The following is a 26,028-nucleotide window of genomic DNA, read 5'->3' as shown; positions in this document are numbered from 1 at the left end:
AGGCTTTTTTTATTATCTTTGCGCAGTTGTTTTTTCACCTTCAACATTAAAATCCAATAAACATGTCCAAATTACGTATCCTCTACGTTGCCAGTGAAATCAACCCTTTTCTCCAAACATCAGAAGTCGCCAATTTCTTAAGATCCCTTCCTCAAGCTATGCAAGAGCGTGGAATGGAGATTAGAATTTTGGTTCCAAGATTCGGCCTGATCAACGAGCGAAAGAATAGACTTCACGAGGTAGTGAGATTGTCAGGAATTAATATTGCGGTAGGAGAAGAGGAAAAACCTTTGGTGATTAAAGTAGCTTCCATTCCAAATGCAAAACTTCAAGTTTACTTCATAGACAACGAAGATTATTTCCAGCGGAAGCATGTATTCCATGACAAGCAGCAAAAGTTCTATGAGGACAATGATGAGCGAGCTATTTTCTTCTGCAAAGGCGTAATTGAAACAGTGAAAAAACTTGGTTGGGCCCCGGACATCGTGCATTGTAACGACTGGATGACCAGCTTGATCCCGATGTATTTGAAGACCACTTACAAGAGCGAGCCTTTATTTAAAGACACGAAGTCTGTATTTGCGATCTACAACAACGGATTTTCTCATACCTTTGGCGATGATTTGTTAAACAAGGTTAAGATGGTGGATATAGATGACGCTATTTTAGCACCTTTGAAGAGCAAAGACTTTACAGGATTTATCAAGATGGGCATGGAGTATGCTGACTTGGTAGTCAAAGGCGGTGAAGTTTCCGCAGAATTAAACCAACTAATCGAGGATTTCTCAAAAGACAAGAAGTTTGACATCAGCATTGAAGCAGAATCAGAAGCACAAGCTCACGAAGAGCTGTTCGATATTTACACGAATCTCGCCGGTTAATCTGGCTTTTGGCGCAATCGCGTCCCTTATCCTTATTAGTTCATGTAGTGACCCTGCCACTGTAGGCATTGAGCTTGCTCCCGGAAACAACCAAATCGGTGTTGTTTTCGAGGAGTTTGAGCTTCCTGCTACGGTAGTATTACTGGATTCTTTTAATACTACAAATCAGTCTGTACTGGTAGTAGGAGAAGAGGAAGATGATTTCTTTGGTAAAACCTCTGGAACCGGCTATTCTAGATTGTACATTAATTCATCTGCTGATAGACCAGAAATGGACGCTATTCTGGATTCTATTCATTTTGATCTCAATATTTTGAGTGTAGATGGAGCTAACTTAGATGAACCGAAATATTTCTCCATCCATAAGCTAACTGAGCCAATATTGGATACGCTGTATTACAATTTTGATGAGCTTTCCTATGAGGCTAGCCCGTTTTCATCTGGAGAAATTGTATTTGGAGAGGCGACAGATTCCCTTGCATCTTTTCAAGTGGAAGAACCTTTTGCAGAAGAAATTTTCAGCAAAATGAAAACTGGTGTTGAATTCAATGATCTCTTTAGCTTCCGTGACTATTTCCCAGGAATAGCTGTAAAAGCTAGAAAAGGAGACAATTCTTCGATAGGAGTGGGTGTGGGTAGTTCTACTGGACTGAAGATTTACTACCACTATGATGGAGATACTACTTCTACCCTTTATAATATTACCACAGCCTCTTCCAGAAGCTTCAACGGAGTGAAAAGTGATCGAAGTGGCACACCAACTTCCTCAGTTACTGAAACAAAAACCGCTTACAATATTGGCCCTTTAGTGGGAATAAAATCAAATCTTGGGATGGTTATCAAATTGGATACCAGTCCGTTTGATGAGTTTTTGGATACACTTTCGGGAGTAACTTTCAATCAGGTACTTCTTGAACTTGGAGAAATTGAGCCGTTTGCCGATGAGCAAAGTCAGCCAACTTATTTATCAATTTATTTTACTGACAATACCAATGATTTTCTAGAGAATAGCTCTGGGAATTATTATACCGTACAGGCAGAAGGTCAGCCTCAGGTATTTACAAATGAAAACGGAGATCAAACATTAAATGTAAATGCTCCGGCAAGGGTTTTTTATGATACTGAGTCCAAACAATATAGTGAGCTAATCACCTCACATGTGAATGCGTTATTTAGAGGTGATCTCACAAGGAAAGATTGGCTAATTTATGGAGGTTATATAAGCGGAAAACTTAACACCAGTAGTGATCCATTTAGAAAATCGTTAAGCCAGTTTGTAGTAAACAACAATAAAATAAAGGTTAAAGTGATTTACTCTAGATCCAGGTAGCAGAGGTATTTTAATAAAGAACACTTAATCCACTTTCTAATTTATAGGAAGTGGATTTTTTTTATGGCACGAAAGCTGTTTCTTTGTCGAAGTTCAAACAAACAGAAAGAATTTTTATTTATGTGTGGAATTGTAGCCTACGTAGGACAGCAAGAAGCTTTACCTATTATTATCAAAGGACTTAAAAGATTAGAATATCGGGGCTACGATAGCTCAGGTGTTGCACTATTAGATGATAAAGGCCTTACTGTCTATAAAAAGAAGGGTAAAGTAGCTCAATTAGAAAAAGTTCTACACAGCTCCTCCAATTTAGAATCCAAAATTGGAATTGGCCATACGCGCTGGGCTACTCACGGAGAGCCTAATGATGTAAATGCTCACCCACACTGCGGATCTTCACAAAAAATTGCAATGATTCATAATGGAATCATTGAAAACTACGAGGTTCTAAAGAAAGACTTGTCCAAAAAAGGATACACCTTCCAATCAGATACAGATACTGAAGTATTTATTAAGTTTATTGAAGACATTCAATTAAACAATCATTGTAGCCTAGAGGAGGCTCTTAGACTTGCGCTTCACAAAGTAGTCGGGGCATATGCGATTGTTCTAATCAATCAGGATGAGCCCGACACACTTATTGCAGCAAGAAAAGGGTCCCCCTTGGTAATTGGGGTAGGTGAAGATGAATATTTCTTAGCATCTGATGCTACACCAATAGTAGAGTACACGAACAAAGTGATTTATCTGGATGATTTTGAAATCGCAGTAATCCGTAATAATCGCCTTCTTATAAAGAATATAGAGAATGTAGAAACCAATCCTTACATCAATAAACTGGAAATGGAGCTGGAAGCCATCGAAAAAGGTGGATACGAGCATTTCATGATGAAGGAGATCTATGAGCAACCCAAGTCAATCGCGGATTGCTTAAGAGGTCGCTTGGATGCTAAAGCAGGGCGTTTAGTGCTTGGAGGTTTGCGGGATTATATGAATAAATTCCAAAACGCTGAGCGGATTATCATCACTGCCTGCGGTACTTCTTGGCATGCTGGACTAGTCGCTGAATATTTATTCGAGGAATTTGCCCGAGTACCTGTCGAAGTGGAATATGCTTCAGAATTCAGGTATAGAAATCCAGTTATAGGAGAAAAAGACTTTGTAATTGCGATCTCTCAATCTGGGGAAACAGCAGATACTTTGGCCGCTATTGAGCTTGCCAAATCAAAAGGAGCCACAATTTTTGGAGTTTGTAACGTAGTAGGCTCATCCATTCCTAGAGCTACCCATGCAGGTTGCTATACTCACGCCGGACCTGAGATTGGCGTAGCTTCCACCAAAGCTTTTACCGCTCAGATTTCTATTTTAGCTATGATGGCGCTTAAACTTGGCTATCAAAGAGGTACGTTAACAGAGAGCAAATACATTCAGCTTCTATACGAACTTGAGGCAATTCCAGGAAAAGTTGAGCAAGCGTTAAAATCTAATGAAGCAATCAAATATATCGCAGAGGAATACAAGGATGTGAGAAATGCACTTTACCTAGGTAGAGGGTATAATTTCCCGGTAGCGCTAGAAGGAGCGTTAAAGCTGAAAGAAATATCTTATATCCATGCAGAAGGATATCCAGCAGCAGAAATGAAACATGGGCCGATCGCCTTAATTGATGAGGAAATGCCAGTTTTCTTCATAGCAACTAAGGATAGTTCCTATGAAAAAGTGGTAAGCAACATCCAAGAAGTGAAAGCTCGAAAAGGAAAAGTGATCGCTGTTGTTACCGAAGGAGATACGCAGGTAAAAGCCATTGCTGATCATGTGATTGAAATTCCTGAAACTCACGAGGCCTTTGCTCCTCTAGTGGCTGTGGTTCCTCTTCAGCTACTTTCTTATCACATAGCAGTGATGAGAGGTTGTAACGTAGATCAGCCTAGGAATTTGGCTAAATCTGTAACTGTAGAATAACATAAAAGGCTGTCCAATCGGACAGCCTTCTTTAATTACATGCACCTAAAGTCCAAGAAGTAACACCTGCCATATCAGCAGCGCAAGCATTCCCATAGGTTTTGCCATCACATCCACAAACTGGAACATATTCCAAAGTGCAAGGCCCTTCCCTAATTTTGTCTTTGTCAATGCAGCTCTTATTAGGCTCTTCCTTTTCACAAGCCATGGTAAAAAGGGAAATTATTAAAATGAGTAAAACCGGAACCTGTTTCATAGCTCTGAGACGATTTGGTAGTATAAAACGCTACTCCTTTTCAAATTTATTACTTAGGATGTATATTCTGCCTCCGGATAAATTTGCCTACTTTTGCGCAGCGAAAAAAATACTATGCTAGACAAATTACAATCAATCAAAGAACGTTTCGAAGAAGTAGGTCAATTGATCATTATGCCTGAGTCTATGGCCGATATGAGCAAGTACACCAAACTAACCAAGGAATATAAGGACTTGGAAAAAATTGTAAATGTCTACAATGAATACAGCTTAGTACTGCAAAATATAGCTAGTTCAAAGGAGCTATTGGATAAGGAAAAAGATCCTGATTTCAGAGAAATGGCCAAAGCAGAGCTAGACGAATTACGACCAAAGAAAGAAGAGCTTGAGAATGAATTGAAGCAGCTTTTAATACCTAAGGATCCCAATGATGCGAAAGATTGTATCCTTGAGATTAGAGGTGGTGCCGGAGGTGATGAAGCATCCATTTTTGCTGGCGATTTATTCCGTATGTACGAGCGCTTCTGCGAAATGCAAAATTTAAAGCTGACCGTATTGGATTTGACTTTTGGCTCTGCTGGAGGATACAAAGAAATCATCGCCACCATCTCAGGCGGAGATGACGTATATGGGCGGATGAAGTACGAATCTGGAGTGCACAGAGTACAACGCGTACCGGCTACGGAATCCCAAGGGAGAGTTCATACTTCGGCAGCATCTGTGGCAGTTTTACCAGAGATGGATGAAGTAGAAGTAAATATCGACATGAATGATGTCCGAAAGGATACATACTGTTCTTCTGGCCCTGGTGGACAATCAGTGAACACTACCTACTCCGCTGTTCGTTTAACCCACGAACCATCAGGATTGATTGTAACCTGTCAGGATGAAAAGTCCCAGATCAAAAACTTCGAGAAAGCACTGAAAGTATTGAGATCAAGGCTATATGAAATTGAGCTTGCCAAACACAACGATGCAGTAGGAGCACAGCGTAAATCTATGGTTGGCTCTGGGGACAGATCGGACAAGATCAGAACCTACAACTACCCTCAATCAAGAGTTACGGATCATAGAATCAATAAAACTGTGTATAACCTCCCCGAGGTAATGGATGGACATATTGAGGATTTTATATCCGCTCTGCGATTTGCAGAAAATCTTGATCGAATGAATACCAGCGGATTAGAAGATTAGGCTTAAGAATTGTATAAATTACTCTTGAATTTTATTGATTCTGCGATTAGCCTATTATCTTGAAGAATTAACCATCAGACTTTTATGATTATCACCGGAGAAAGAGAAATAAGATTAGTGACCTGGAATGAGGCTCATTTTCACCAACTCTATCCTTTGGCCAATAATCCCAAGATTGCAATGAATCTGAAGGACAGTTATCCTCAGCCTTATACGATTCATGATGCTCGTCACTGGATAGAGCACAATCAAAAATATAACCCTCCACAAAATTTTGCTGTGGAGTTTGAAGGAAGGCTAGCTGGATCAGTGGGATCAGATAGAGGGAAAGATGAGCTCCGCACCAATATGGAATTAGGATTCTGGGTAGGTGAGCCTTTTTGGGGAAAGGGAATCGCTACTGAAGCTGTAAAACTTTACACTAAGTACATTTTTGAGAAGTTTGACATTGAGCGAATCTTTGCTCAAGTCTATGATTTCAATGGCCAATCCATGAATGTATTGGAGAAAGCCGGTTATTTCCCTGAGGCTATCTTGAAAAAAGCATTCGTGAAAAACTCCACTGTGGGGGATATTTTCCAATATGTTAACATTCGCGGAGAGCAATAATTTTCGGCCTTTAGCCCAATTAATTAACAATCACTTTCCTGATTACTACACTTGATTCAGTATGGAGCTGGATCAAATTCATTCCTCTAGGCAGATTTTCCAGCGTGATTTCCTTTGTGCCATTTGCTAAATCGATTGATTGGATGATATGTCCAAAGGCATTTATGACTTGGATGCTCTTATAATTACCAGCTCCCAATTGCACTTTAATTGCTCCTGAAGAAGGATTTGGGAAAATGTTTACATTCAAATCCTCTTTCTCCGGCAAGGCAGTAATCACATTTACATTGACATTTAAGATTCTGGCTACTCCATTATTGCATTCATTTTCAGGAGTCACACTAAGCTGAAAATCTCCTTCCTTTTCCCAAAGGACAGTAACTTTTTCAGTTCCTTGCCCTTGCAGAATTGAGCCTCCTTCATTTGAAATACTCCATTTGAAATTTACAGATTCCTGAATTGGAACAGAATATTCTACTTGCCAAAGCCCCGTTTGTATCTCACCTTGTATTTCTCCGGGCTGATCTGGCGGCATATTTACGCTTATAGGCTTTTCCACTGGATCAGCCTTTCCACATTGATTTTCTTGGATCAAAGCTATCCTTTGACTTCCGGAAGTATTCCATTTTACATGAATTTGAGAAGTACCTTGCCCTTGAGTAATTTCCCCTCCGTTTATCTCCCATGTATAAGTTATACCCGATTGATTTGGGACAGAGTAAAGCTCGACATCTTCCATACAAACAGAGCCATTTCCTGATATCTGAATAGTTGATGTTGGACTAGCAGACACAATAACTTCCAGAGAAGATGTACTTCCATTTCCGCAAAAATTCTCCATGCTCACAAATACCCCATTTCTTCCAGGTGTATTCCATAACACCTCTATCTCAGAGGTACCTTGGCCTGAAATAATTTCTCCTCCATCTACACGCCAGACGAGCTGGGCGCCGGGAATAGCAGCATCTGTTATCGCATATTGCCCTATCGTTTGGCAAAGTTGACCTTCTCCGATAATCTCCGAAAGATCGGTAGGTTGAATACATTCATACCTCAAAATTGTCCCATCATCTCCCACGGCAAAGGCAACAGTCGGAGTTCCTACACTTACTCCGGAAAGGTTTCGACCTGTACCTGTTGGAATTTGTATCCAAGATTCTCCTCCGTCTTTTGTCTGCAAAATCAAGCCATTTTCTCCTGATATAAATCCCAGGTAATTATCCCAAAAGTCTACTGAAGTGAAATTCTCAGTATAGGGAACATCAATCTTTCGCCAGGTTTTTGCCATATCCTCAGACTTGAGAATAACCCCAGCGTCACCTACTATTATGGCAGTGGAAGAATCTAATTTTGAAAGCGCATTTAAATTTTCGGATGTCAACTTTGGAAGATTTTCCCAAGTATTTCCTCCATTTGTCCAGCTGATTTGCCCATTATCACCCATGGCAAACCCTACCTGATAATCAAAATAAGTAACGTCTCGTAAGTTTTCAGTGGTGTTCGTTTGAATTCCAGCTGCATCCCAAGTTCCGCCGGAGTCAAATGATCTGGCTATATAACCATTGGTCCCAGTGACATACAATACGGAAGGAGCGAATAGGTAAAATCCAGTAATGGTTTCTGCAGTTTGAGCTGGCACAGGAACCCAAGTGGATCCGCTGTTTGATGTTCTGAATATTTTACCTGCGTTTGACCCTACATAGCCAAAAGAGTTATTCCAGTAATCTAATCCCACCAAATCTAGAGGCTCATTAATTGGTCTGGAAACAACAGTGGTGGCTCCATTGGAGGTCACATAAACGGCACCTTGCTGGCCGATAATGTGTCCCACCCGATCTGTTTTAAAATCAATTCCAGAGAAATCATTTCGGATACCTGCCAGTCGCTGGGTATAGCTACTTCCGGCATTAGTTGAAGAAATCATGTAGCCATCCTGTCCAACTGCATATACTAGATTGCTAGCAGGCTTAAAATGTAAACCTTTGACATTTCTGATGTTCGTGGTGCCTAGATTTGCTTTTCCAAATGTTGCTCCTGAATTAGTAGAACGGAGCGCGGTGGCCGAATCCCCTACAATTGCAACAATACGATTATCTAAAGGGCTAATAGCGACTTTCTTCAAATCAGTGGTTACTGGCGAAGTTTGAGGCAACCAGTTTTCCCCACCATCCAATGTCTTCAGAATAATTCCAGCGTCCCCGACAGCATAGCCTAATAAAGATGTTGAAAAAGCAATTCCATTAAGATTTGAGGAGAGGCCAGAATTCAATGTGGACCATTGACTACCTCCATTATATGTTCTCAAAATCACACCCTGATCCCCGGCTATATAGGCAGTGTCAGTATTGACAAAGCTGAGGTTATTCAAGCTCTGGGTAGTCCCAGAAGTTTGCTGTGCCCAAGTTTCTCCTTTATTGTTAGAGACGAGAATTTGGCCCCCTTCGGAAATTGCGAGTATTTTATTCTCAGAAGCTATTTCTACATTTTTCAAGGATTGTGTAATTCCTGATGGAATTGAAGCCCAAGAATTTCCAGCGTTTTGAGTTTTCAGAATTAAGCCATTCTCTCCCACTGCAACTCCTGTACTTTCATCCCAAAAGGCTACATCAAGAAGTTTTCCCTCATAACTTACCTGCAATTCTTGCCAAGTAGTACCGCCATCTGCTGTTTTAATTATCAGGTTTTCACCAACGCTGTACCCTACATTTTCATCCACCCAGATAATGGCTTCAAGGTCAAGGCCCCAGCTTTGCATTCTGGCCCAAGTTTGGGAAAAAAGCTGCGTGCTAACCAGCATCCCTAAAAAAAACAGACCTACGATTTTTTGCATCTTCATAATTGAATAAAACAAAAATAAGTTATTTAAAGTCTTCTCAAAGTGATCCTTGCCACTTGGACGAATTAACTTAGAGCGTTTCTGGCAGCTTAAATAAAAAGCCAATAATGATTAGTAAATTTATATTCCCTATACTACTCAATCTCATGAAGCATTTCCCATATTTTCTTTTGGCCATTGTTTTTCTGGTTTCCTGTGGCCCTCGAGAGCGTATTTCCAAAGAGGTATTTGACAAAGTGAATAATTCTATGGAAGCAAAAAAACTTTCAGAAGCCCAAATTACGCAAGAAGCATTGATTTGGGGAGACTCCATAAGTACCGTAGCGCAACAACAATTAATGTCCAGCCTACACAAAGCAGTTGAAGAAAAAGGGTTTGGAGGTGCTATTAGTTTTTGTAATGTAAATGCAGCGCCGATTGTCAGCGAGCTAAGTGAGAAATATGGTGTGCAAATCCGTAGAACTTCTTTCCGTGCAAGGAATCAAGCTAACCTGCCAACAGCAGAGGAATCTCAAATCCTAGATGCATATCAATATAATGTAGAAAACAGCATAGAAAATGAGCCGAATATTCAAAAAATTGAAGGCGGAGATATTTTACTTTATACTAAGGCAATTGTTATTCCTTCGGAATTTTGTTTGGCATGCCATGGCGAGGTGAAGAATGATATAGAAGTAGAGCTTTTAGATAAAATAGATTCTCTTTATCCGAATGATTTGGCAAGAGGTTTTGGACTGGGACAATTGAGAGGAATGTGGTCTTTAAAAATTCCTAAAAAAGCTGTAGTCAACCGATTGTAGAAATCACTTTTAGAAATCGATTGCATCCTAATCCAGGGCTATTTTTAGGGGGTGGCTAGCACTATGTCTTTCAGTTGACATATAGCTATTATACAACTTTTCACCAAATAACACAATATTGAGCTGTTAAGACTATAGTTGAGCCCCAATTGAGTCAAAATTCAGTCAATTATTAGCAAAAAACAGCTTGCTTTTGCCAAAGCATAGGCGGAAATTGAATTGTTAAATTTTATTAATTAATAATAAACCCCTATGCCAATGAGAAACTTTACTCATTTAAAGCTATTTAGTCTGACAATCATTTTTTGTCTAGGGCTACTTAGCACTGCATTCGCACAGACCCGGGAGGTGTCTGGTGTGGTAATTTCAGGAGAGGATAATTTACCTCTGCCTGGTGCTTCTGTTCTTGTCAAAGGCACAACAAATGGTACCGTCACTGATATTGACGGTAAATTCACTCTTACTGTATCAGGTCCTTCTGATATTCTGGTTTTATCTTTTATTGGTTTCACCAATATGGAAGTTCCCGTAGGAGACAGATCTACGTTTGATCTTACCTTGATGCCTGACACAAAATCCTTGGAAGAGGTTATCGTGGTAGGTTATGGTGAGCAGAAAAAGGAAACGATTACAGGTTCAGTAGCCACGGTAAAAGGTAAGGAGCTCGTGAAATCTCCTGCCATGAACCTATCTAACTCAATCGCTGGTCGTATGGCTGGTGTGGTAGCTGTAAACAGAAGCGGTGAACCAGGTTATGATGGATCAGGCATTAGAATTCGTGGTTCCAATACCTTAGGTAACAACAATGCTTTGGTAGTAATCGATGGTATTCCAGCAAGAGCTGGTGGTTTGGAGCGTTTGAATCCAAATGACATCGAGAATATCTCCGTATTGAAGGATGCATCCGCGGCGATCTACGGATCAAGAGCAGCAAATGGTGTAATTCTAGTAACAACCAAGAGAGGTACTACTGGTGCTCCAGAATTGACATTCCAAGTAAACCAGGGATTTGCTCAGCCAGCATTACTTCCAGGGCTATTAAATGCTGCTGAGTATGCTAATGCATTGAATGAAATCAATATCTACGAACTCCCAACGAGTGAGTGGGCAGCTGCAAATCAAGCTTATAAGCAAAATGGTGAATACACCAGACCAAATGGTCAGGTAAGAACTGCTCCTTATTCGCCTGATGAATTAGAGTTGTATAGAAACGGTACTGACCCATGGAATTATCCTAACACCGATTGGTATGGTGAAACACTTAAAAATTGGTCTCCTCAAAGCAGATACAATCTACAGTTGGTAGGTGGTAGCGAAAATGTTAAATACTTGACTTCTTTGGGCTACCAAAATCAAGATGCATACTATAAAGATGCCGCTACCGGCTACAAACAATATGATTTCCGTATCAACCTAGATGCTAATATCAATAAGTATATGAAAGTTGGTTTGGGAATCTTAGCTAGAGAGGAATTTAGGTTTTTCCCTACTGTAGGGGCCGGAGCGATCTTCCGTATGCAAATGAGAGGTAAGCCAAATCAGCCTGCTTACTGGCCAAATGGCAAACCAGGACCAGATATTGAAAATGGTCAAAACCCAGTGGTGATTACTACTAACCAAACTGGATATGATAATGATAAGCGTGATTATATTCAGACCACGGGTACCTTGGAAATCAAAATTCCTGGAGTTGAAGGATTGAAATTCACTGGTACTGCAGCCATAGATAAATATATACAGACCACTAAAAGATGGCAAATTCCTTGGACTTTGTACCAAAAAGGAAATGGCTTCGAGGCAGATGGCGTAACTCCAGTATTGGTTCCGAGTAAAAGAGGTCCAGCTGAGCCAAATCTAAATGAGTCTAATTCAAATCAATTGAATATCCTTTTAGGAGGTGTCTTGAATTACGATAAGACTTTTAATGACGTGCATACCATTAATTTGGTTGCTGGTGTGAACCGCGAAACAATTGAAGGAAATGGCTTCAGTGCTTACAGAAGGTTCTTCATCTCCACAGCAATTGATCAACTATTTGCTGGTGGCGATCTTCAAAAAGATAATAGTGGCGGAGCTTTCAATAGAGCACGTCTGAACTACTTCGGTAGAGTGGCATATAACTACAAGGAAAAGTATCTAGCCGAGTTTCTTTGGAGATATGATGGTTCATACATCTTCCCTGAAGACACCCGATTTGGTTTCTTCCCTGGCTTAATGCTCGGATGGGTTGTTTCTGAAGAAAATTTCTGGAAAAATTCTCTAGGAAAAACCTTTGATTTCTTCAAGGTTAGAGGTTCTTGGGGTCAGCTAGGAAACGATCAGATTGGTGAATATCAATTCTTGTCAACTTATGGCTTTAGTTCTTATATAGTTGGTGGTGCTGAAACTAAAACTCTCTATGAAACAAGAGTTCCTAACCAAGCAATTACTTGGGAAGTAGCTAACAACTCTAACTTAGGTTTTGAAGGTCAGTTCCTTCAAGGAAAAATATTCTTCGAGTTTGATTTGTTCTACAACAAGCGTACGAATATCCTTTGGCAGAGAAATGCATCCGTCCCTCAGACAACAGGTCTTTCTTTACCTGCTGAGAATATTGGAGAAGTGGAAAACAAAGGATTTGACTTGAATCTGGGTATTAGAGGAGGTAAAGGTGAATTCCAATATACAGCTAGTATAAATGGTGGATATGCTAAGAATTCTATTTTGTTCTGGGATGAGTCTCCAGGAGCGCCTGAGTGGCAACAATCCACTGGCAGACCTATGGGCACAGCCCTAGTTTATCAGTACGATGGTGTCTTCCCAGATCAGCAATCCATTGATTCGGAGACTTTAGATTATTCTGCTATCACAGGCAATCTAAGACCGGGTGATATGAAATATAAGGATTACAATGGTGATGGAAAAATTACTCCTGATGATAGAGTACGATTGGATAATAATACAATCCCACTGTTTCAAGGTGGAATTAACTTAGGAGCAAACTGGAAAGGCTTTGATCTAGCGATTCTATTCCAAGGCTCTTTAGGAGCAAGACAGTATATAAGCGCTGGTGAGTCTGGAAACATTGGTAACTACCTATCCGATATCTATGATGGAAGATGGACAATCGACAATCCAAGCAGCACAGAGCCAAGACTTGCCAACAGAAATGATCAGTATTGGTCTGGAGGTAATGATTATTGGTTTAGACCATCTGACTACTTGAGATTGAAAAACGTAGAGATAGGCTATAATATTCCTGCTACTCTTACAGAGAAAATAGGAATCAAAAATGCTCGTTTATATGTAAATGGACTGAACTTAATCACCTGGAGTAAGACGAAAGTGTATGATCCAGAGTCAGATGCTTCTACAGGACAGTATTATCCTCAAGCAAGAGTAATCAATACAGGTCTTTCTGTTTCATTTTAAATAACCCAAAATAATGAAAAGAAATATTAAACAATTAGTAATTCTGATTGCAGCAAGCTTAACAATTGCCAGCTGTAACAGTGATTTTCTAAATACAGAACCGCTTGGGGAAATTTCTCAATCGGCGGTATGGACTGACCCTGCCTTGGCAGAGGCATTTGTAATAGGAATCTACCAAGGATTTGGAAATGGTGGGTTTGACGAGCAAAGACTTGCTTCCCTAACAGATGAGGCAATTTTTACACACCCTGGACGAGGTATAACTACCATCACTGAAGCTAGAGTTAACTCTGCTGATTTAGGCTGGGTAAACAATACCTACAGCTGGGGTAACATGTATAGCTACATTCGTAGAGCAAATATTGCAATTGAGAACCTATCAGATCCTCAGTTTCCTAACGATGGTGGCATAGTAGATAAGCTTCTTGGTGAAGCTAAGTTCATGAGAGCTTATTACTACCAGCAACTCGCCAGATACTATGGTGGTGTTCCTATTGTAGATAGACCTTATGGTCTTGGTGAAGAGTCCTATGAAATTGCAAGAGCAACATGGGACGAGACTATTAGCTTTATTGAAAAAGATCTAACTGAAGCAGCTGCTTTATTAGAAGGCAAGCCTAAGGTGGCTGGCCGCGCATCTCAGCTTGCAGCATTGGCACTAAAGTCAAGAGTCTTACTATATGCGGCTAGTGATCTACATGATGGTCCTACTGCAGCAGCTAATTCTTCTCTATTGGCTTCCTATCCAAACCTTGATCTTGTTGCTTATCCTAGCGGAAATAGAACCGAAAGATGGCAGAAAGCCCAGAATGCAGCGAAAGCTGTATTGGATATGGCCAGCGGAAATAATTTGGGTTTTACTGAACCAGTATCGCATGAAGAAGGTATCCAGAATTATATCAACAATGCCATGGCAAGAAATGGTGGCGAAAATGAAATAATTCTCGGTAGATATTTTATTAACATGAAGCAGGAGAATGGTGGGCGTCAGGGTCTTTTTAATGGACCAAATGGCTACAATAACTGGGCTGGTAATAGTCCTGTTCAATTGCTTGTTGATGATTATGAGATGATGGATGGTACAAAGTTTGACTGGTCAAATCCTGAACATGCATCTGCACCTTATGAAAATAGAGACGCACGTTTCTATGCGTCCATCCTATATGATGGAGCTCAATGGAAGCCTAGATCTTCTGCTAATCAATCCAGAGATCCTTTAGGACAAATCCAATCAGGTACTTATGAAGTAATTGATGGTTCTGGAGCTAAAGTGACTCATTTTGGATTGGATACTAGAAACAGTCCTATTGAAGACTGGAATGGTAGTTACACTGGCTATTATACCAGAAAATTTGTTGATGCAGATCCAGCAATTGTAGATCAGAATACTTGGCAAGAAGTTCCTTGGCCTATCTTAAGATACACTGAAGCAGTGTTGAACTATGTAGAGGCTTCCATACAACTTGGTCAAGAAGATGAAGCTAGAATGTGGTTGAATAAAATCAGATTCCGTGTAGGGCAACCTGCAATTACTGAATCTGGTGATGCATTGATGGCTCGCTACATTAATGAGCGAAGAATTGAGATGTCTTATGAAGAGCAAAGATATCATGATACTCGTCGCTGGATGATTGCAGAGGAAACCTTAGGTCGCAAAGCGAATATTATCAATATCACTGGTACACTTAAACCAGGTAAGACGCTTTCAACCTATCGTTATGACACGGATTTTTACAATTACGTTTACAAAGTTCTTCCTATTGACCCTGGAAAAGAAAATAGAACTTGGCTAGACAAAATGTATTTTGTACCAATCCACAGAGATGAGATTAACAGGAATGGTGCCCTTATCCAGAATCCTGGAATAGAATAAAGTAAGTATTCTTATAAATTTGATCTAAGCCATTCCATTGGGGTGGCTTAGATTATTTTAGATTATGACTAAAAGAAATCTCATAACAGCTTTGGCTTTCAGTGTATTGATGGCGTCTTGCACTGAAACAGACCAGGCCAACCAAGCTGATAATTCCTCAACTTCTAATACCACACCTCTCTTTAACTTATTGACTCCAGAACAAAGCGGAGTTACCTTCTCAAACAGAATAGAAGAGAACTTAAACCTCAATGTCCTCATGTACGAGTACCTATACAATGGAGGTGGCGTAGCAGTGGGCGATCTAAATGGTGATGGCTTGGAGGATATTTATTTTTCTGCCAATGTCAGTGGCAATCAACTATACCTAAACCAAGGTAATCTCAAATTTAAAGAAACGGCCCAAGCCTCAGGAGCTACCGGAAGATCAGGTCCCTGGAAGACGGGAGTCGTCTTCGTCGACATAAACGGCGATAAGAAATTAGACATTTATCAGTGCTACTCTGGGAATTTACCAACTGAGAAACGTACGAACGAACTTTTTGTGAATCAAGGTAATGACCAAAATGGCATTCCTCTTTTTAAAGAAATGGCAGAAGAATATGGCGTAGCTTCCAATGCGCCTAGCACATCAGCCAGCTTTTTTGACTATGATCTGGATGGAGATCTTGACCTATTCATCTTAAACCATAACACCAAATCCATCCAAAATCAGGATGTGAATCTCACTAAAGTATTACTTAAAGAAAAACACGAAGCAGGACCACAGCTTTTTGAAAATAAAAATGGAAAGTTCTCCGAAGTCACATTGGATGCAGGCATTTCAAGCTCAAGCCTTTCCTATGGTTTAGGAGTCGCAATATCCGATATTAACCAAGATGGCTGGCCGGATATCTACATAGGGAATGATTACTCCATGCCGGATTACCTATACATCAATCAGCAGGACGGTACATTCAAAGATGAGATTCTAGCCCGATTAGGGCATACTTCGCATTTCTCCATGGGAAATGACATAGCAGATTTCAATAACGATGGCTTGCCAGATATTTTTACGTTGGATATGCTACCAGAGGGAAATGAAAGACAAAAGCTACTTCTTGCTCCAGATAATTTTGAGCTTTTTGAACTGAATGTAAACAAGGGATTTCATCACCAATACATGAGAAATATGCTTCATGTAAATTCTGGCGATGGTACATTCCAAGAAATAGGACAGCTGGCCGGCGTGTCCAATACCGACTGGAGCTGGTCATCTCTCTTTGCTGATTTTGACAATGACGGCTGGAAAGATCTATTCATAACTAACGGCTACTTGAGGGACTACAACAATCAAGACTTTTTGAAGTACATGGACAATTATGTACGTACATCAGGAGGGAAATTAAAGCGCGAGGACTTACTGAATATGGTCAAAACCATGCCATCCTCCAATTTGACTAATTACATTTTCCAAAACACAGGTAAGCTGGCTTTCCAAAACCAAACCGATACTTGGGGAATCAATCATGCTGCAAACAGTAGCGGAGCAGCATACAGTGATCTTGACAATGATGGCGACCTTGATCTTATTATCAACAACATCAATTCACCTGCTTATATTTTTGAAAATCAAGCAAGTCAATTGAAAGAAGCAAATTATCTAAATCTTAAACTTTCAGGATCGGAGACCAATTCCTCAGCAGTTGGAGCTAAAGTTGAGTTATATACAGGCAGTACAGTTCAGGTATTGGAACAAAATCCTTACCGAGGATACCAGTCCTCAATTTCTACTACTCTTCATTTTGGCTTAGGCAAAATTACCGAGATAGATTCTATTCAAGTGAGCTGGCCTGGCGGAAAAATGACTAAGCAGTATAAGGTTGGTGTAAATCAAACATTGGAATTAAGCGCAAGTGATGCCATTTCTACTCCTTCCATTAGGCCGAAATCTTATGATACCTACCTCAAGCAAAAAAACGAATTGAACACCGAAGTCGGACGAAATTTTAATGATTACAAAAGACAACCACTTCTGATTAACCCTGTTTCTGGAAATGGAAAGGCCATGGTTTTCGCAGATTTTAGCGGTGACGGGAAAGAAGACCTTTTTGTAGGAGCAGGCTCTAATGCCACCGCTTCATTCTATGTACAGAATGCCAATGGATCATTTGCAAAACAGAATTCTAGTGTATTTGCTTCAGCTTCAAAAGCTGAGGATACTGACGCAATCGCCTTTGATGCGAATGGTGACGGCAATTTAGACTTATTTGTTGGCAGCGGAGGAGTATATGATTTTAATGTAGGAGACGAAGCTTTGCGTGATCGACTATACCTAAATGATGGTAAGGGCAATTTTTCCTTAGCCTCAGAAGCAATCCCCACTGAATCATTCCCTACAGGCACTGTACAAGTTGCAGACCTTAATTTTGATGGAACTCCCGATTTATTTGTAGGCGCTAGAATAAATCCAGGTCAGTTTCCAACCTCGTTTGGCGGAAGAATCTGGGTCAATGACGGCAGCGGAAACTTCAGCGATCAAACTAAGCAGCTCGCACCTACATTTGTCAATTTAGGAATGTTAACTGACTCTGGTTTGGCAGATCTCGATCAAGATGGTAAGCCTGAGTTAATCGTATTAGGGGAGGCAATGCCAATTCAGATATTTTCCTTCCAAGATAACCAATGGAAAGAAACAACATTGAACTACTTCGAAAAGCATGAATTTGGATTCTGGAATAATCTGACCCTAGCAGATTGGGATGGCGACGGAATAGTAGAAATATTGGCGGGCAATCTGGGCACTAATACTCAAATCAAAGCAAGCAGTTCAGAGCCTGCAGAGATTTTATACAAGGATTTTGATGGAAACGGATCAATTGATGCATTTCTGGGGTACTATGTTCAGGGAGAAAGATACCCAGCTGCAAGCCGTGACGAAATTCTTGGTCAGGTACTTTTTCTTAAAAAGAGATACTTGGATTTCAAGTCTTTTGCTAATGTAAAAATGAGTGAACTATTTACAACTGAAGAACGAAGAAACTCTAATTCGATCTTTATCAACCGATTAGCGACAAGCTATTTTGCCAAAAATGCAACTGGAAAATTTGTAGCGAAAGAACTTCCCATACAAGCTCAATTCTCGCCTGTATATGCCTCAGAGGCTGTTGATGTCAATGGAGATGGTAACCTGGATATGATTCTGGGAGGAAATACGGGGTATGGCAAATTATATTTTGGTAAATATGATGCAAGTCAAGGTCTAGTTTTGCTAGGCAATGGAAAAGGACACTTTACCAAGGTAGATAAATCTAAAAGCGGATTAGATTTAACCGGAAATGTAAGGAAAATAATAGCAGACAAAAGCCTGATAATGATTTATTTGGATGAATCCAAAGTCAGCATTTATTCGCTCCATCCATCAAAAACAAATTAAATTAGAACCCCTATACTATTATATTTAGTGCTAAAGACTTTTTCTTTAAACATGTTTAAAACAAACCCAAAACCCCTTGTAATTGGTGCATTGATGCTTATGAGCTTTGATGTGAATCATGCCAATTTTGAATCTTACACCCAGAAAATTCCTGGCACAGAAGTTACATTCCAAATGACCCCCATACCTGAAGGAACCTTCATGATGGGATCCGAAAGTTCTCCAGATGAAAAGCCGGTTCATGAAGTGAAAATCGCTCCTTTTTGGATGGGAACTCATGAAGTGACTTGGGATGCCTTTGAGCTTTTCTTAGATAAAAATTACGAGTTAGCCGTTTCTGAGGGTCCAATTGGAGAAGTAGTAGATGGACTGACTAGGCCAAGTATGCCGTATTTGGATATGACTTTTGGTATGGGAAAAGAAGGAAAGCCTGCAATTGGAATGACGCAGTACGGAGCAATTCAATTTTGCCACTGGCTGTATTTGAAAACTGGTATTTTCTACAGGCTTCCTACAGAAGCAGAATGGGAATACGCTGCAAAGGCTGGATCAAAGACCCGATTCTTTTTTGGCGATGACCCATCTAAATTAGGAGACTATGCATGGGTTAAAGAGAATTCTGAAGAGATAACACATCCTATTGGAGAGAAAAAACCTAACCCGTGGGGACTCTACGATATCTATGGAAATGTGCTCGAATGGACCTCCGATCAATACGAGCCTGACTTCTATGCTCAATCGCCATCTGAGAATCCTACTAACCCATCTACTGAGCTCTATCCTAGAGTAGTACGTGGAGGTTCTTATGATACAGAAACTGCTGAAATAAGCTCTACTAAACGATTTGTGAGTTCCCCAGATTGGAAGAGAATTGATCCTCAAATCCCTAAAAGTCAATGGTGGTTTCCCGAAGCACCATTCCTAGGATTGAGATTGGTAAGGCCGCAAATCCCACCAAGTCCGGAAGAAATTATGGCTTATTATCAAGCCGCACCTATAACTGATTATTAACCCTTAATACCTATACTTATGAAAATCGAAAATTCACGTAGGGATTTCATCAAAACCTCTGCTTTGGTAACTGGCGGATTGATGACTACTCCTTTTGTTTTGCCAGGAGCCTATGCTGCTCCTGTGAATGAATTGAAAGTTGCTTTAATTGGCTGCGGTGGACGTGGTACCGGCGCTACTTTTCAAGCTTTAGCCACTGGACACAACATCAAAGTAGTCGCTATGGCAGATGCCTTCAGAGATCGCTTGGATAATGCATTCAAAGCTTTGAGTGAAAAATATGCGGACAAACTTGCAGTAACTGAAGAAACGAAATTTGTCGGTTTTGACGCATATAAAGATGCGATGGCGCTCGCAGATGTAGTCATTCTTGCTACTCCTCCAGGCTTCCGTCCTATGCATTTCGAAGAGGCTGTGAAACAAGGTAAGCAAATCTTCATGGAGAAGCCTGTTGCTGTTGATGCTGTCGGTATTCGTAAAGTTTTGAAAGCAGCAGAAGAAGCAAAAGCAAAAAAACTAAATGTGGTAGTTGGTCTTCAGAGACACTATCAAGCAAATTACATTGAGACTATTAAACGTATCCATAATGGTGACATTGGTGATATCATCAACGGTCAAGTGTATTGGAATGATGGTGGTGTTTGGGTGAGAGAGCGGCAGCCAGGTCAAACTGAGATGGAATACCAAATGAGAAACTGGTATTATTTCAACTGGCTTTGCGGAGACCATATTAATGAGCAACACGTGCACAACATCGATGTGGCCAACTGGGTGAAGCAAGGGCCACCAGTGAAAGCTGAAGGTACCGGCGGAAGATTGATTCGTACAGGTAAGGAAAACGGAGAAATCTTTGATCACCACGTATTGACTTACACCTATGCTGATGGAACTGTGATTCACAGTGAGTGCCGTCACTTCCCGGGTGCTCAAAACCGTGTGGATGAAAGCTTCCAAGGTACCAAAGGAACAGCTTATTTAAGTGCTGGAAACTATGGTATATTGAAAGATTGGAAAGGCAATATGCTGTATGAACATGACCGAAAAAATCAGCCTAACCCATACCAAGTTGAGCATGACCAACTATGGGCAGCGTTGTTTGCTGGGGAATACAAATTTGCAGATGCGCAAAATGCTGCAAATAGTACCATGACTGCAATAATGGGTAGATATGCAACTTACTCAGGCAAGCCACTAACATTCGATGAAGCATTGAATGGACAAATTGACTTGATGCCAGATACACTAGCATGGGATGCAATGCCTAAGGTTTTGCCTGGGGAAGACATGTTTTATCCTCATGCCATTCCTGGTAAAACCAAAGTAATCTAATAATGGAAAGAAGAGGATTTATAAAAAAAGTAGGCCTTGGAAGCACCCTATTGGGTGTTTCTGGAGCTATGAGTCTGCCCTCCTTTGCTGCTGGAAATGCAGAGCCAACCTTCAATATGGATTTTGCACCACATTTCGGAATGTTTAGAAATTCTGCTCCAGGAGGGATTGTCGATGAATTGAAATTCATGGCGGATCAAGGTTTTAGATCTTTGGAAGACAATGGAATGCTTCGTAGATCAGAAGAAGAGCAAGCTTTGATTGGCAAAACGCTGGAATCACTTGGTATGAGAATGGGAGTTTTTGTGATAGAAGGTGGAGATAACTGGAAAGTTTCTCTCACAACAGGTAAGCAGGAATTCATAGACACCTTTGTCAATACGTGTAAAAAATCTGTAGAAGTAGCCAAGCGCGTAGGCGCAAAATGGATGACTGTCGTTCCTGGATATTTTGAGAGAAATCTCCCTATAGGAGTGCAAACAGGCAATGTAATTGAAGCTTTTAAGCGTGGAGCTGAGGTACTGGAGCCACATGGATTAGTTATGGTCATGGAGCCTTTGAGCGACAACCCGGATCTTTTTTTACGTCATGCTGATCAGTCATATATGATCTGCAAAGGTGTGGATAGCCCTGCTTGCAAAATCCTTTATGATATTTACCATATGCAGCGTAATGAAGGAAACCTAATAGCTACTATGGAAAAAACCTGGGAAGAAATTGCTTATATACAAATTGGAGATAATCCAGGCAGAAAGGAACCAGGAACCGGAGAAATCAATTATAGCAATGTATTCAAATACATCCGTGAAAAAGGTTTCAAAGGTGTGATGGGTATGGAGCATGGAAATGCCTCTCCTGGAATAGAAGGTGAAAAAGCATTGATCCAAGCCTATAGAAAAGTTGATGTAGTCTGATTTTAGAATAAAATGATTAAAAGTAAATTATTGGCGCTATCATTATTGATAGCGCTTTTTTCCTGCAAAAAATCTGAGGAAAACCTAGCTGAAATGCCCACTGGATGGGATATTTTGGAAACTCCAATCCAATCCTCCCTACGAGGGCTAGCTCCACTCACAGGGGATATCGCGTGGGCAAGTGGTAGCAATGGAACTTGGCTGCGCACCTTAGATGGTGGCAAAACCTGGCAGCATGGCGTTATAGCCGGACTGGACACGGTAGATTTTAGATCCATTCATGCTTTTGATGCGCTGACGGCCGTTGCTGTTTCGGCAGGTCAGCCAGCCGTGATTTACAAGACAATAGATGGAGGTGAAACTTGGGAATTAAAGCATCAGGAAAATGAGTTGGCTTTCTTGGATGGAATTAGTTTTTCTTCAGAAACCAGGGGATTTGTGATTGGTGATCCCAGCGAAGGAAAGTGGACTATCCTGCAAACAGCAAATCAAGGAGATACTTGGTATCCACTGGATTCATTGCCTGGAGCTGCTGAAGGAGAAGCGGCTTTTGCGGCCAGCGCAACCTCACTTTTGGCTGAAGGAAACCAGCTATGGATAGGCACAGGCGGCACTGAGTCCAATCTACATTATTCGAATGATTTGGGCGGAACATGGGAGAAGTTTACAAGTCCATTTGTTCAGGGAGAGTCCTCTCAGGGGATTTTTTCGATTACTAGCATTGGAGGAAGTGAAATAGTAGGAGTGGGCGGAGATTATTTGAAAGAGGATTTACAACAAGGAGTATCCGGGATTTTTGTTTCCAATACAAAAGAGTGGGTAATTCCAGAGCAGGAACCTGGAGGATACCGATCTGGTGTTGTGTACTTTCCAATGCAGAAATGGCTGATAGCCGTAGGACCGGGCGGTTCGGACTTCGCTAAGGATGCTGGTATTACCTGGCAGAAATTTTCCGACGAAGGTTTTCATGCAGTAAAAATGGGGCATGCAGATGGCTCAATTTGGGCATCTGGAGCACAAGGGAAAATTGCTAAATTGAAGTATTAACTTTCCTTTTATTGAGTATAGTTAGTCTTACAAAGTAGACTTATCCTAAAAGATTTGCATATTAGGTAAGCTGAAAAGTGCCAGTCCGTACTATCTTTAGGCTAAATCGTAGTACCCATAAACCTGAATAATTATAAGATGTTTGAAATTATCCCTTCCATATGGCTTATTAATGGAAAATGTGTCCGACTTAAAAGAGGCGATTTTTCTACTGAAGAAGTAATTTCCAATAATCCTCTGGAGATTGCACAAGCCTTTGAATCTATAGGGATTCAGAGAGTGCACTTGGTTGATTTGGATGGCGCACGTAGAGGAGAGCCAAAAAACTACCATATCTTGGAAGCTATTGTAGGATATACAAATCTGAAAGTGGATTTTACAGGCGGAATCTACACTCATGGTGATGTGATTAAATGCTTCGAATTCGGTGCCAATACCATTACCGTGAGTTCTATGGCGGCAAATCACCCGGAGCGCTTTGCCCAATTTTTACTTAGCTATGGGAGGGAAAAAGTAAATCTGGCAGCCGATACCAATCCTATTGATAATAAAATAAAAATCAGAGGATGGCTGAAAAAAACGGAAATTGACCTATTCGATCACATTAATTTCTTTTATGAAAGAGGGTTAAAATATCTGAAATGCTCAGACATAACTAGAGATGGGGTAATGGAGGGGCCCAACTTTGCACTCTTTCAAAGTGTATTGGACAAATTTCCACAGATTAATTTGGCAGCAAGCGGAGGAGTAAGAGGAATCGATGACTTCAGAAGGCTTAGAGACATGGGAGTCTCAGCGATTGTATTTGGAAGAGCCTATTATGAAGGAATGATAAGTATCCAAGATTTAGAAGATTTCTTGAAAAAAGGCTGATTAGTCAGCCTTGAATTTATCTACGATATAAAGAAAAATATTGAAGGATAATGTCGAAGGTGTAGGTTCGACTTTTTTACCTTCACCACTTACTTGATTTTCTGCTTTTTTCGGAGAAACTGTTTTTACAATAGGAGTAGGAGCAGTTGAAGCAGGAGAAAAGTTGTCTTGCAATGGCATATCAACTTGATCCGAGTGATTTTCTGACAATGGCTTAGTAATTGGTTTCTCACGCTCAATTTCTGATTTCTCCCGTTCGCTTTGAGCCATGGAATCGCCAGCCCAGAGGCATAAACCAAATGCAGCGATGCCGAAAACGGTTAAATTTTTAATGGAAAAAACAGTTTTTAAGATCATATACGGCTAATGTAACCTTTTTCTTTAACAAAAGGTTTTGTAAAGGGCTCATAAAATTAGGAAAAAAATTAACTATGCAAACGATTGAGTTCAAAGATTTTGACAAAATAGAATTACGCGTCGGTACAATTCTGCGGGTAGAACAGTTTGAAAAAGCTAAAAAACCAGCCTTTAAAATTTGGGTAGACTTAGGTGAGCAACTTGGTGTTAAAAAATCCTCAGCACAAGTCACGGTTCATTATACACCAGAAGACTTAATAGGGCGACAAGTGGTTTGTGTGTGCAACTTTGCACCTAGACAGATTGCTGATTTTATGTCAGAAATCCTGATCACCGGATTCAGTGACGAGGAGGGAAATATTGTATTGACCTCAGTGGAAAGGCAGGTACCAAATGGAGCAAAACTACATTAGTTGGTTTTAAAATAAGGGAAGTGAAGAGGGTTTGGAAAATCAAACTCGAAACCTGTTTGTAGTATTTTTTCTCCTGACACAAGGCGATCTATACTTCCAGAAGCATTTTGGTAACTGCTCGGAGGCTCAAAACCCAATTCACGTACATTTTGGTCATAGATGTCTTTTCTTACTGTATGCACAGGCGCAACACCATTGTAGGTTTCATTCCAAAGTTCTTTTTCTATTATCCAAGCAAGCATTCTAGCAGCATCACTTCTATAGATGAAGTTTACACGCGTATGCCCGGCTACATTTTCTTTACCTGCCACATATTTGCCAGGAATTCTATCATCGCCAATCAACCCACCAAACCTAACAATAGTCAGCTCAGTCGCATTCTTAAATGTTTGCTCCCCTTTCAACAGGGTTAAATTTCCTGTCGTTTTTGCGGTAAGCTCTTCCCCCTCCTTATACGGGTCTTCTCTAGATTCACTTGGGTAAACGCCTGAACTTGAAACGAAAAGTACTTTTTGAATTCCTGCTTGATCTATCATAGTCCGCAGGTATTTCATTTGCTCTAAATAAAATTTACCGTCAGTAGTACGTGATTTAGGAGGAATATTAATGACAAGCACTTCGCTGGTGAACAGTTGCTGAAAAGCTTTGCCTTGAGGAAAAGGTACAAGTGCAAATTGAATAGCCTGTACTCCTTGATCCTGAATCTCCCTCTTTTTTTCTTCACTCGTAGTACTTCCTATGACAGAATGACCCGCTTTTTGAAGCAAATGAGCTAGTGGCAAGCCAATCCACCCTAATCCTATAATCGAAACTTTCGTCATAACTCGTAAAGAAAAAACCTCTCAAATTTGAGAGGTTTATGATTATTAATCTTTCTTAGGGATAGTACCTAGTATATAATCCCATAATGGCGTACTCACTCCAAATGCTACATCTGGATCTTTATAATGATGAATAGCGTGATGTACCCAAAGAACTTTCATGAAATTTTTTGGTGGCTGCATAGCATGCACCAAATAGTGAATGCCAAGATATAATGCATATCCTAACAGAAAACCTGGCAAGAAGTAGTAAGCCAAATCTCCCATGGTCAATTTAAATATAAGATAAAGTATAGCTGCATAGGCAGCACTCACAAATGGAGGCATTGCCAGTCTATACTTATCCTTAGGATAATCATGGTGAACGCCATGTACAGTGTATTGCAATTTATCTTTGATAGGGGTATTCGGCTCCATGTGGAAAAAATGCTTGTGCATCAGATATTCCACTAAAGTGAAGCCAATATAGCCAACTATAAATAACACGACTGCTGTTCCAATGCTTACAGATGTTTTCTCAATACCAAAATATATAGAAACACCGCCCAAAAGGATAAATATGGCAATTGGCATCCAAATCGGTGTCCGGGTTAACCTCTCAAGAATAGGGTTGGTGAACATCTGGGCTGTGCCAAAGTTGTCCGGCTTATCCAATCTTCCAATCTTTTTCATACGCTACTAATTCTAATTTTACTA

20 protein-coding genes are annotated in these 26,028 nt (G+C 40.4%); 15 read left to right on the top strand and 5 right to left on the bottom strand.

The window, feature by feature from the left end:
- The first annotated feature begins 62 nt into the window (after positions 1 to 62).
- The 3 genes from QOL76_RS05540 to glmS all read left to right on the top strand — a co-directional run bounded on the left by QOL76_RS05540 (position 63) and on the right by glmS (position 4,173).
- Positions 63 to 881, top strand: a complete 819-nt coding sequence (locus QOL76_RS05540; protein WP_111609750.1) for a glycogen/starch synthase — start codon at positions 63 to 65, stop codon at positions 879 to 881.
- A complete protein-coding gene (locus QOL76_RS05535) occupies positions 802 to 2,211 on the top strand; it encodes a DUF4270 family protein (protein ID WP_283412036.1) in 1,410 nt (469 codons plus the stop codon). The genes QOL76_RS05540 and QOL76_RS05535 overlap by 80 nt, the downstream gene beginning before the upstream one ends.
- A gap of 120 nt (positions 2,212 to 2,331) precedes the next feature.
- Positions 2,332 to 4,173, top strand: coding sequence for a glutamine--fructose-6-phosphate transaminase (isomerizing) (gene glmS / locus QOL76_RS05530; RefSeq protein WP_283412035.1), 1,842 nt, complete (start codon positions 2,332 to 2,334; stop codon positions 4,171 to 4,173).
- A gap of 31 nt (positions 4,174 to 4,204) precedes the next feature.
- On the opposite strand, the gene QOL76_RS05525 is transcribed toward glmS, so the two are convergent.
- A complete protein-coding gene (locus tag QOL76_RS05525) occupies positions 4,205 to 4,429 on the bottom strand; it encodes a Kazal-type serine protease inhibitor family protein (protein WP_283412034.1) in 225 nt (74 codons plus the stop codon).
- Positions 4,430 to 4,543: 114 nt separating this feature from the next.
- Between QOL76_RS05525 and prfA the strand changes: the two genes are divergently transcribed.
- Complete coding sequence (gene prfA, locus QOL76_RS05520) at positions 4,544 to 5,623, top strand: peptide chain release factor 1 (protein WP_283412033.1); 1,080 nt, start codon at positions 4,544 to 4,546, stop codon at positions 5,621 to 5,623.
- 84 nt (positions 5,624 to 5,707) lie between these two features.
- Positions 5,708 to 6,232 (top strand): GNAT family N-acetyltransferase, encoded by a 525-nt coding sequence (locus QOL76_RS05515; RefSeq protein ID WP_283412032.1) that lies wholly within the window; start codon positions 5,708 to 5,710, stop codon positions 6,230 to 6,232.
- Between the two features lie 19 nt (positions 6,233 to 6,251).
- Here the strand turns inward: QOL76_RS05515 and QOL76_RS05510 are convergent, their stop codons facing one another.
- The gene (locus QOL76_RS05510) at positions 6,252 to 9,068 is read right to left on the bottom strand and encodes a YCF48-related protein (protein WP_283412031.1); all 2,817 of its coding nucleotides are present in this window, start codon (positions 9,066 to 9,068) and stop codon (positions 6,252 to 6,254) included.
- A 146-nt stretch (positions 9,069 to 9,214) separates the two neighbouring features.
- On the opposite strand from QOL76_RS05510, the gene QOL76_RS05505 reads away from it, so the two are divergent.
- The 9 genes from QOL76_RS05505 to QOL76_RS05465 all read left to right on the top strand — a co-directional run bounded on the left by QOL76_RS05505 (position 9,215) and on the right by QOL76_RS05465 (position 23,741).
- On the top strand, positions 9,215 to 9,868 hold the full coding sequence (locus QOL76_RS05505) for a Tll0287-like domain-containing protein (protein ID WP_283412030.1): 654 nt from the start codon (positions 9,215 to 9,217) through the stop codon (positions 9,866 to 9,868).
- 258 nt (positions 9,869 to 10,126) lie between these two features.
- Entirely contained in the window at positions 10,127 to 13,279 is a 3,153-nt protein-coding gene (locus tag QOL76_RS05500; RefSeq protein ID WP_283412029.1) for a SusC/RagA family TonB-linked outer membrane protein, read from the top strand.
- 13 nt (positions 13,280 to 13,292) lie between these two features.
- The gene (locus QOL76_RS05495; protein WP_283412028.1) at positions 13,293 to 15,152 is read left to right on the top strand and encodes a RagB/SusD family nutrient uptake outer membrane protein; all 1,860 of its coding nucleotides are present in this window, start codon (positions 13,293 to 13,295) and stop codon (positions 15,150 to 15,152) included.
- 64 nt (positions 15,153 to 15,216) lie between these two features.
- A complete protein-coding gene (locus QOL76_RS05490; protein ID WP_283412027.1) occupies positions 15,217 to 18,567 on the top strand; it encodes a VCBS repeat-containing protein in 3,351 nt (1,116 codons plus the stop codon).
- Positions 18,568 to 18,618: 51 nt separating this feature from the next.
- Positions 18,619 to 19,578: a formylglycine-generating enzyme family protein gene (locus QOL76_RS05485; RefSeq protein ID WP_377919243.1), complete on the top strand. Its 960-nt coding sequence runs from the start codon at positions 18,619 to 18,621 to the stop codon at positions 19,576 to 19,578.
- A gap of 18 nt (positions 19,579 to 19,596) precedes the next feature.
- Positions 19,597 to 20,907, top strand: a complete 1,311-nt coding sequence (locus QOL76_RS05480; RefSeq protein WP_283412026.1) for a Gfo/Idh/MocA family protein — start codon at positions 19,597 to 19,599, stop codon at positions 20,905 to 20,907.
- 2 nt (positions 20,908 to 20,909) lie between these two features.
- Positions 20,910 to 21,821 (top strand): hydroxypyruvate isomerase family protein, encoded by a 912-nt coding sequence (locus QOL76_RS05475; RefSeq protein ID WP_283412025.1) that lies wholly within the window; start codon positions 20,910 to 20,912, stop codon positions 21,819 to 21,821.
- Between the two features lie 12 nt (positions 21,822 to 21,833).
- A complete protein-coding gene (locus tag QOL76_RS05470) occupies positions 21,834 to 22,868 on the top strand; it encodes a WD40/YVTN/BNR-like repeat-containing protein (RefSeq protein WP_283412024.1) in 1,035 nt (344 codons plus the stop codon).
- 138 nt (positions 22,869 to 23,006) lie between these two features.
- Positions 23,007 to 23,741 carry a 1-(5-phosphoribosyl)-5-[(5-phosphoribosylamino)methylideneamino]imidazole-4-carboxamide isomerase gene (locus QOL76_RS05465; protein ID WP_283412023.1) on the top strand — a complete coding sequence of 245 codons (735 nt, stop codon included), beginning with the start codon at positions 23,007 to 23,009 and terminating at the stop codon, positions 23,739 to 23,741.
- Here the strand turns inward: QOL76_RS05465 and QOL76_RS05460 are convergent, their stop codons facing one another.
- The gene (locus tag QOL76_RS05460) at positions 23,742 to 24,098 is read right to left on the bottom strand and encodes a hypothetical protein (RefSeq protein WP_283412022.1); all 357 of its coding nucleotides are present in this window, start codon (positions 24,096 to 24,098) and stop codon (positions 23,742 to 23,744) included.
- A gap of 74 nt (positions 24,099 to 24,172) precedes the next feature.
- Between QOL76_RS05460 and QOL76_RS05455 the strand changes: the two genes are divergently transcribed.
- Positions 24,173 to 24,511 (top strand): tRNA-binding protein, encoded by a 339-nt coding sequence (locus QOL76_RS05455; protein WP_283412021.1) that lies wholly within the window; start codon positions 24,173 to 24,175, stop codon positions 24,509 to 24,511.
- Here QOL76_RS05455 and QOL76_RS05450 read toward each other — a convergent pair.
- Together QOL76_RS05450 and QOL76_RS05445 are read right to left on the bottom strand one after the other, a co-directional pair.
- A complete protein-coding gene (locus QOL76_RS05450; protein ID WP_283412020.1) occupies positions 24,508 to 25,332 on the bottom strand; it encodes an NAD-dependent epimerase/dehydratase family protein in 825 nt (274 codons plus the stop codon). The genes QOL76_RS05455 and QOL76_RS05450 overlap by 4 nt on opposite strands.
- A gap of 45 nt (positions 25,333 to 25,377) precedes the next feature.
- Positions 25,378 to 26,004, bottom strand: coding sequence for a sterol desaturase family protein (locus tag QOL76_RS05445; RefSeq protein WP_283412019.1), 627 nt, complete (start codon positions 26,002 to 26,004; stop codon positions 25,378 to 25,380).
- Between the last annotated feature and the right edge of the window lie 24 nt (positions 26,005 to 26,028).

Source organism: Algoriphagus winogradskyi, from assembly GCF_900182815.1.
In the GTDB taxonomy this organism is placed as follows: domain Bacteria; phylum Bacteroidota; class Bacteroidia; order Cytophagales; family Cyclobacteriaceae; genus Algoriphagus; species Algoriphagus winogradskyi.
This window is presented reverse-complemented; position numbering and strand designations above follow the sequence as displayed.

Excerpts from the sequence above, each read along its gene's own strand:
- QOL76_RS05540 (WP_111609750.1), top strand. The coding sequence starts at position 63 with ATGTCCAAATTACGTATCCTCTACGTTGCCAGTGAAATCAACCCTTTT.
- QOL76_RS05515 (WP_283412032.1), top strand. The coding sequence starts at position 5,708 with ATGATTATCACCGGAGAAAGAGAAATAAGATTAGTGACCTGGAATGAG.
- QOL76_RS05510 (WP_283412031.1), bottom strand. The coding sequence starts at position 9,068 with ATGAAGATGCAAAAAATCGTAGGTCTGTTTTTTTTAGGGATGCTGGTT.
- QOL76_RS05525 (WP_283412034.1), bottom strand. The coding sequence starts at position 4,429 with ATGAAACAGGTTCCGGTTTTACTCATTTTAATAATTTCCCTTTTTACC.
- QOL76_RS05495 (WP_283412028.1), top strand. The coding sequence starts at position 13,293 with ATGAAAAGAAATATTAAACAATTAGTAATTCTGATTGCAGCAAGCTTA.
- QOL76_RS05505 (WP_283412030.1), top strand. The coding sequence starts at position 9,215 with ATGAAGCATTTCCCATATTTTCTTTTGGCCATTGTTTTTCTGGTTTCC.
- QOL76_RS05470 (WP_283412024.1), top strand. The coding sequence starts at position 21,834 with ATGATTAAAAGTAAATTATTGGCGCTATCATTATTGATAGCGCTTTTT.
- prfA (WP_283412033.1), top strand. The coding sequence starts at position 4,544 with ATGCTAGACAAATTACAATCAATCAAAGAACGTTTCGAAGAAGTAGGT.
- QOL76_RS05455 (WP_283412021.1), top strand. The coding sequence starts at position 24,173 with ATGCAAACGATTGAGTTCAAAGATTTTGACAAAATAGAATTACGCGTC.
- QOL76_RS05465 (WP_283412023.1), top strand. The coding sequence starts at position 23,007 with ATGTTTGAAATTATCCCTTCCATATGGCTTATTAATGGAAAATGTGTC.
- QOL76_RS05450 (WP_283412020.1), bottom strand. The coding sequence starts at position 25,332 with ATGACGAAAGTTTCGATTATAGGATTAGGGTGGATTGGCTTGCCACTA.
- QOL76_RS05445 (WP_283412019.1), bottom strand. The coding sequence starts at position 26,004 with ATGAAAAAGATTGGAAGATTGGATAAGCCGGACAACTTTGGCACAGCC.
- QOL76_RS05485 (WP_377919243.1), top strand. The coding sequence starts at position 18,619 with ATGTTTAAAACAAACCCAAAACCCCTTGTAATTGGTGCATTGATGCTT.
- QOL76_RS05460 (WP_283412022.1), bottom strand. The coding sequence starts at position 24,098 with ATGATCTTAAAAACTGTTTTTTCCATTAAAAATTTAACCGTTTTCGGC.
- glmS (WP_283412035.1), top strand. The coding sequence starts at position 2,332 with ATGTGTGGAATTGTAGCCTACGTAGGACAGCAAGAAGCTTTACCTATT.
- QOL76_RS05480 (WP_283412026.1), top strand. The coding sequence starts at position 19,597 with ATGAAAATCGAAAATTCACGTAGGGATTTCATCAAAACCTCTGCTTTG.
- QOL76_RS05475 (WP_283412025.1), top strand. The coding sequence starts at position 20,910 with ATGGAAAGAAGAGGATTTATAAAAAAAGTAGGCCTTGGAAGCACCCTA.
- QOL76_RS05500 (WP_283412029.1), top strand. The coding sequence starts at position 10,127 with ATGAGAAACTTTACTCATTTAAAGCTATTTAGTCTGACAATCATTTTT.
- QOL76_RS05490 (WP_283412027.1), top strand. The coding sequence starts at position 15,217 with ATGACTAAAAGAAATCTCATAACAGCTTTGGCTTTCAGTGTATTGATG.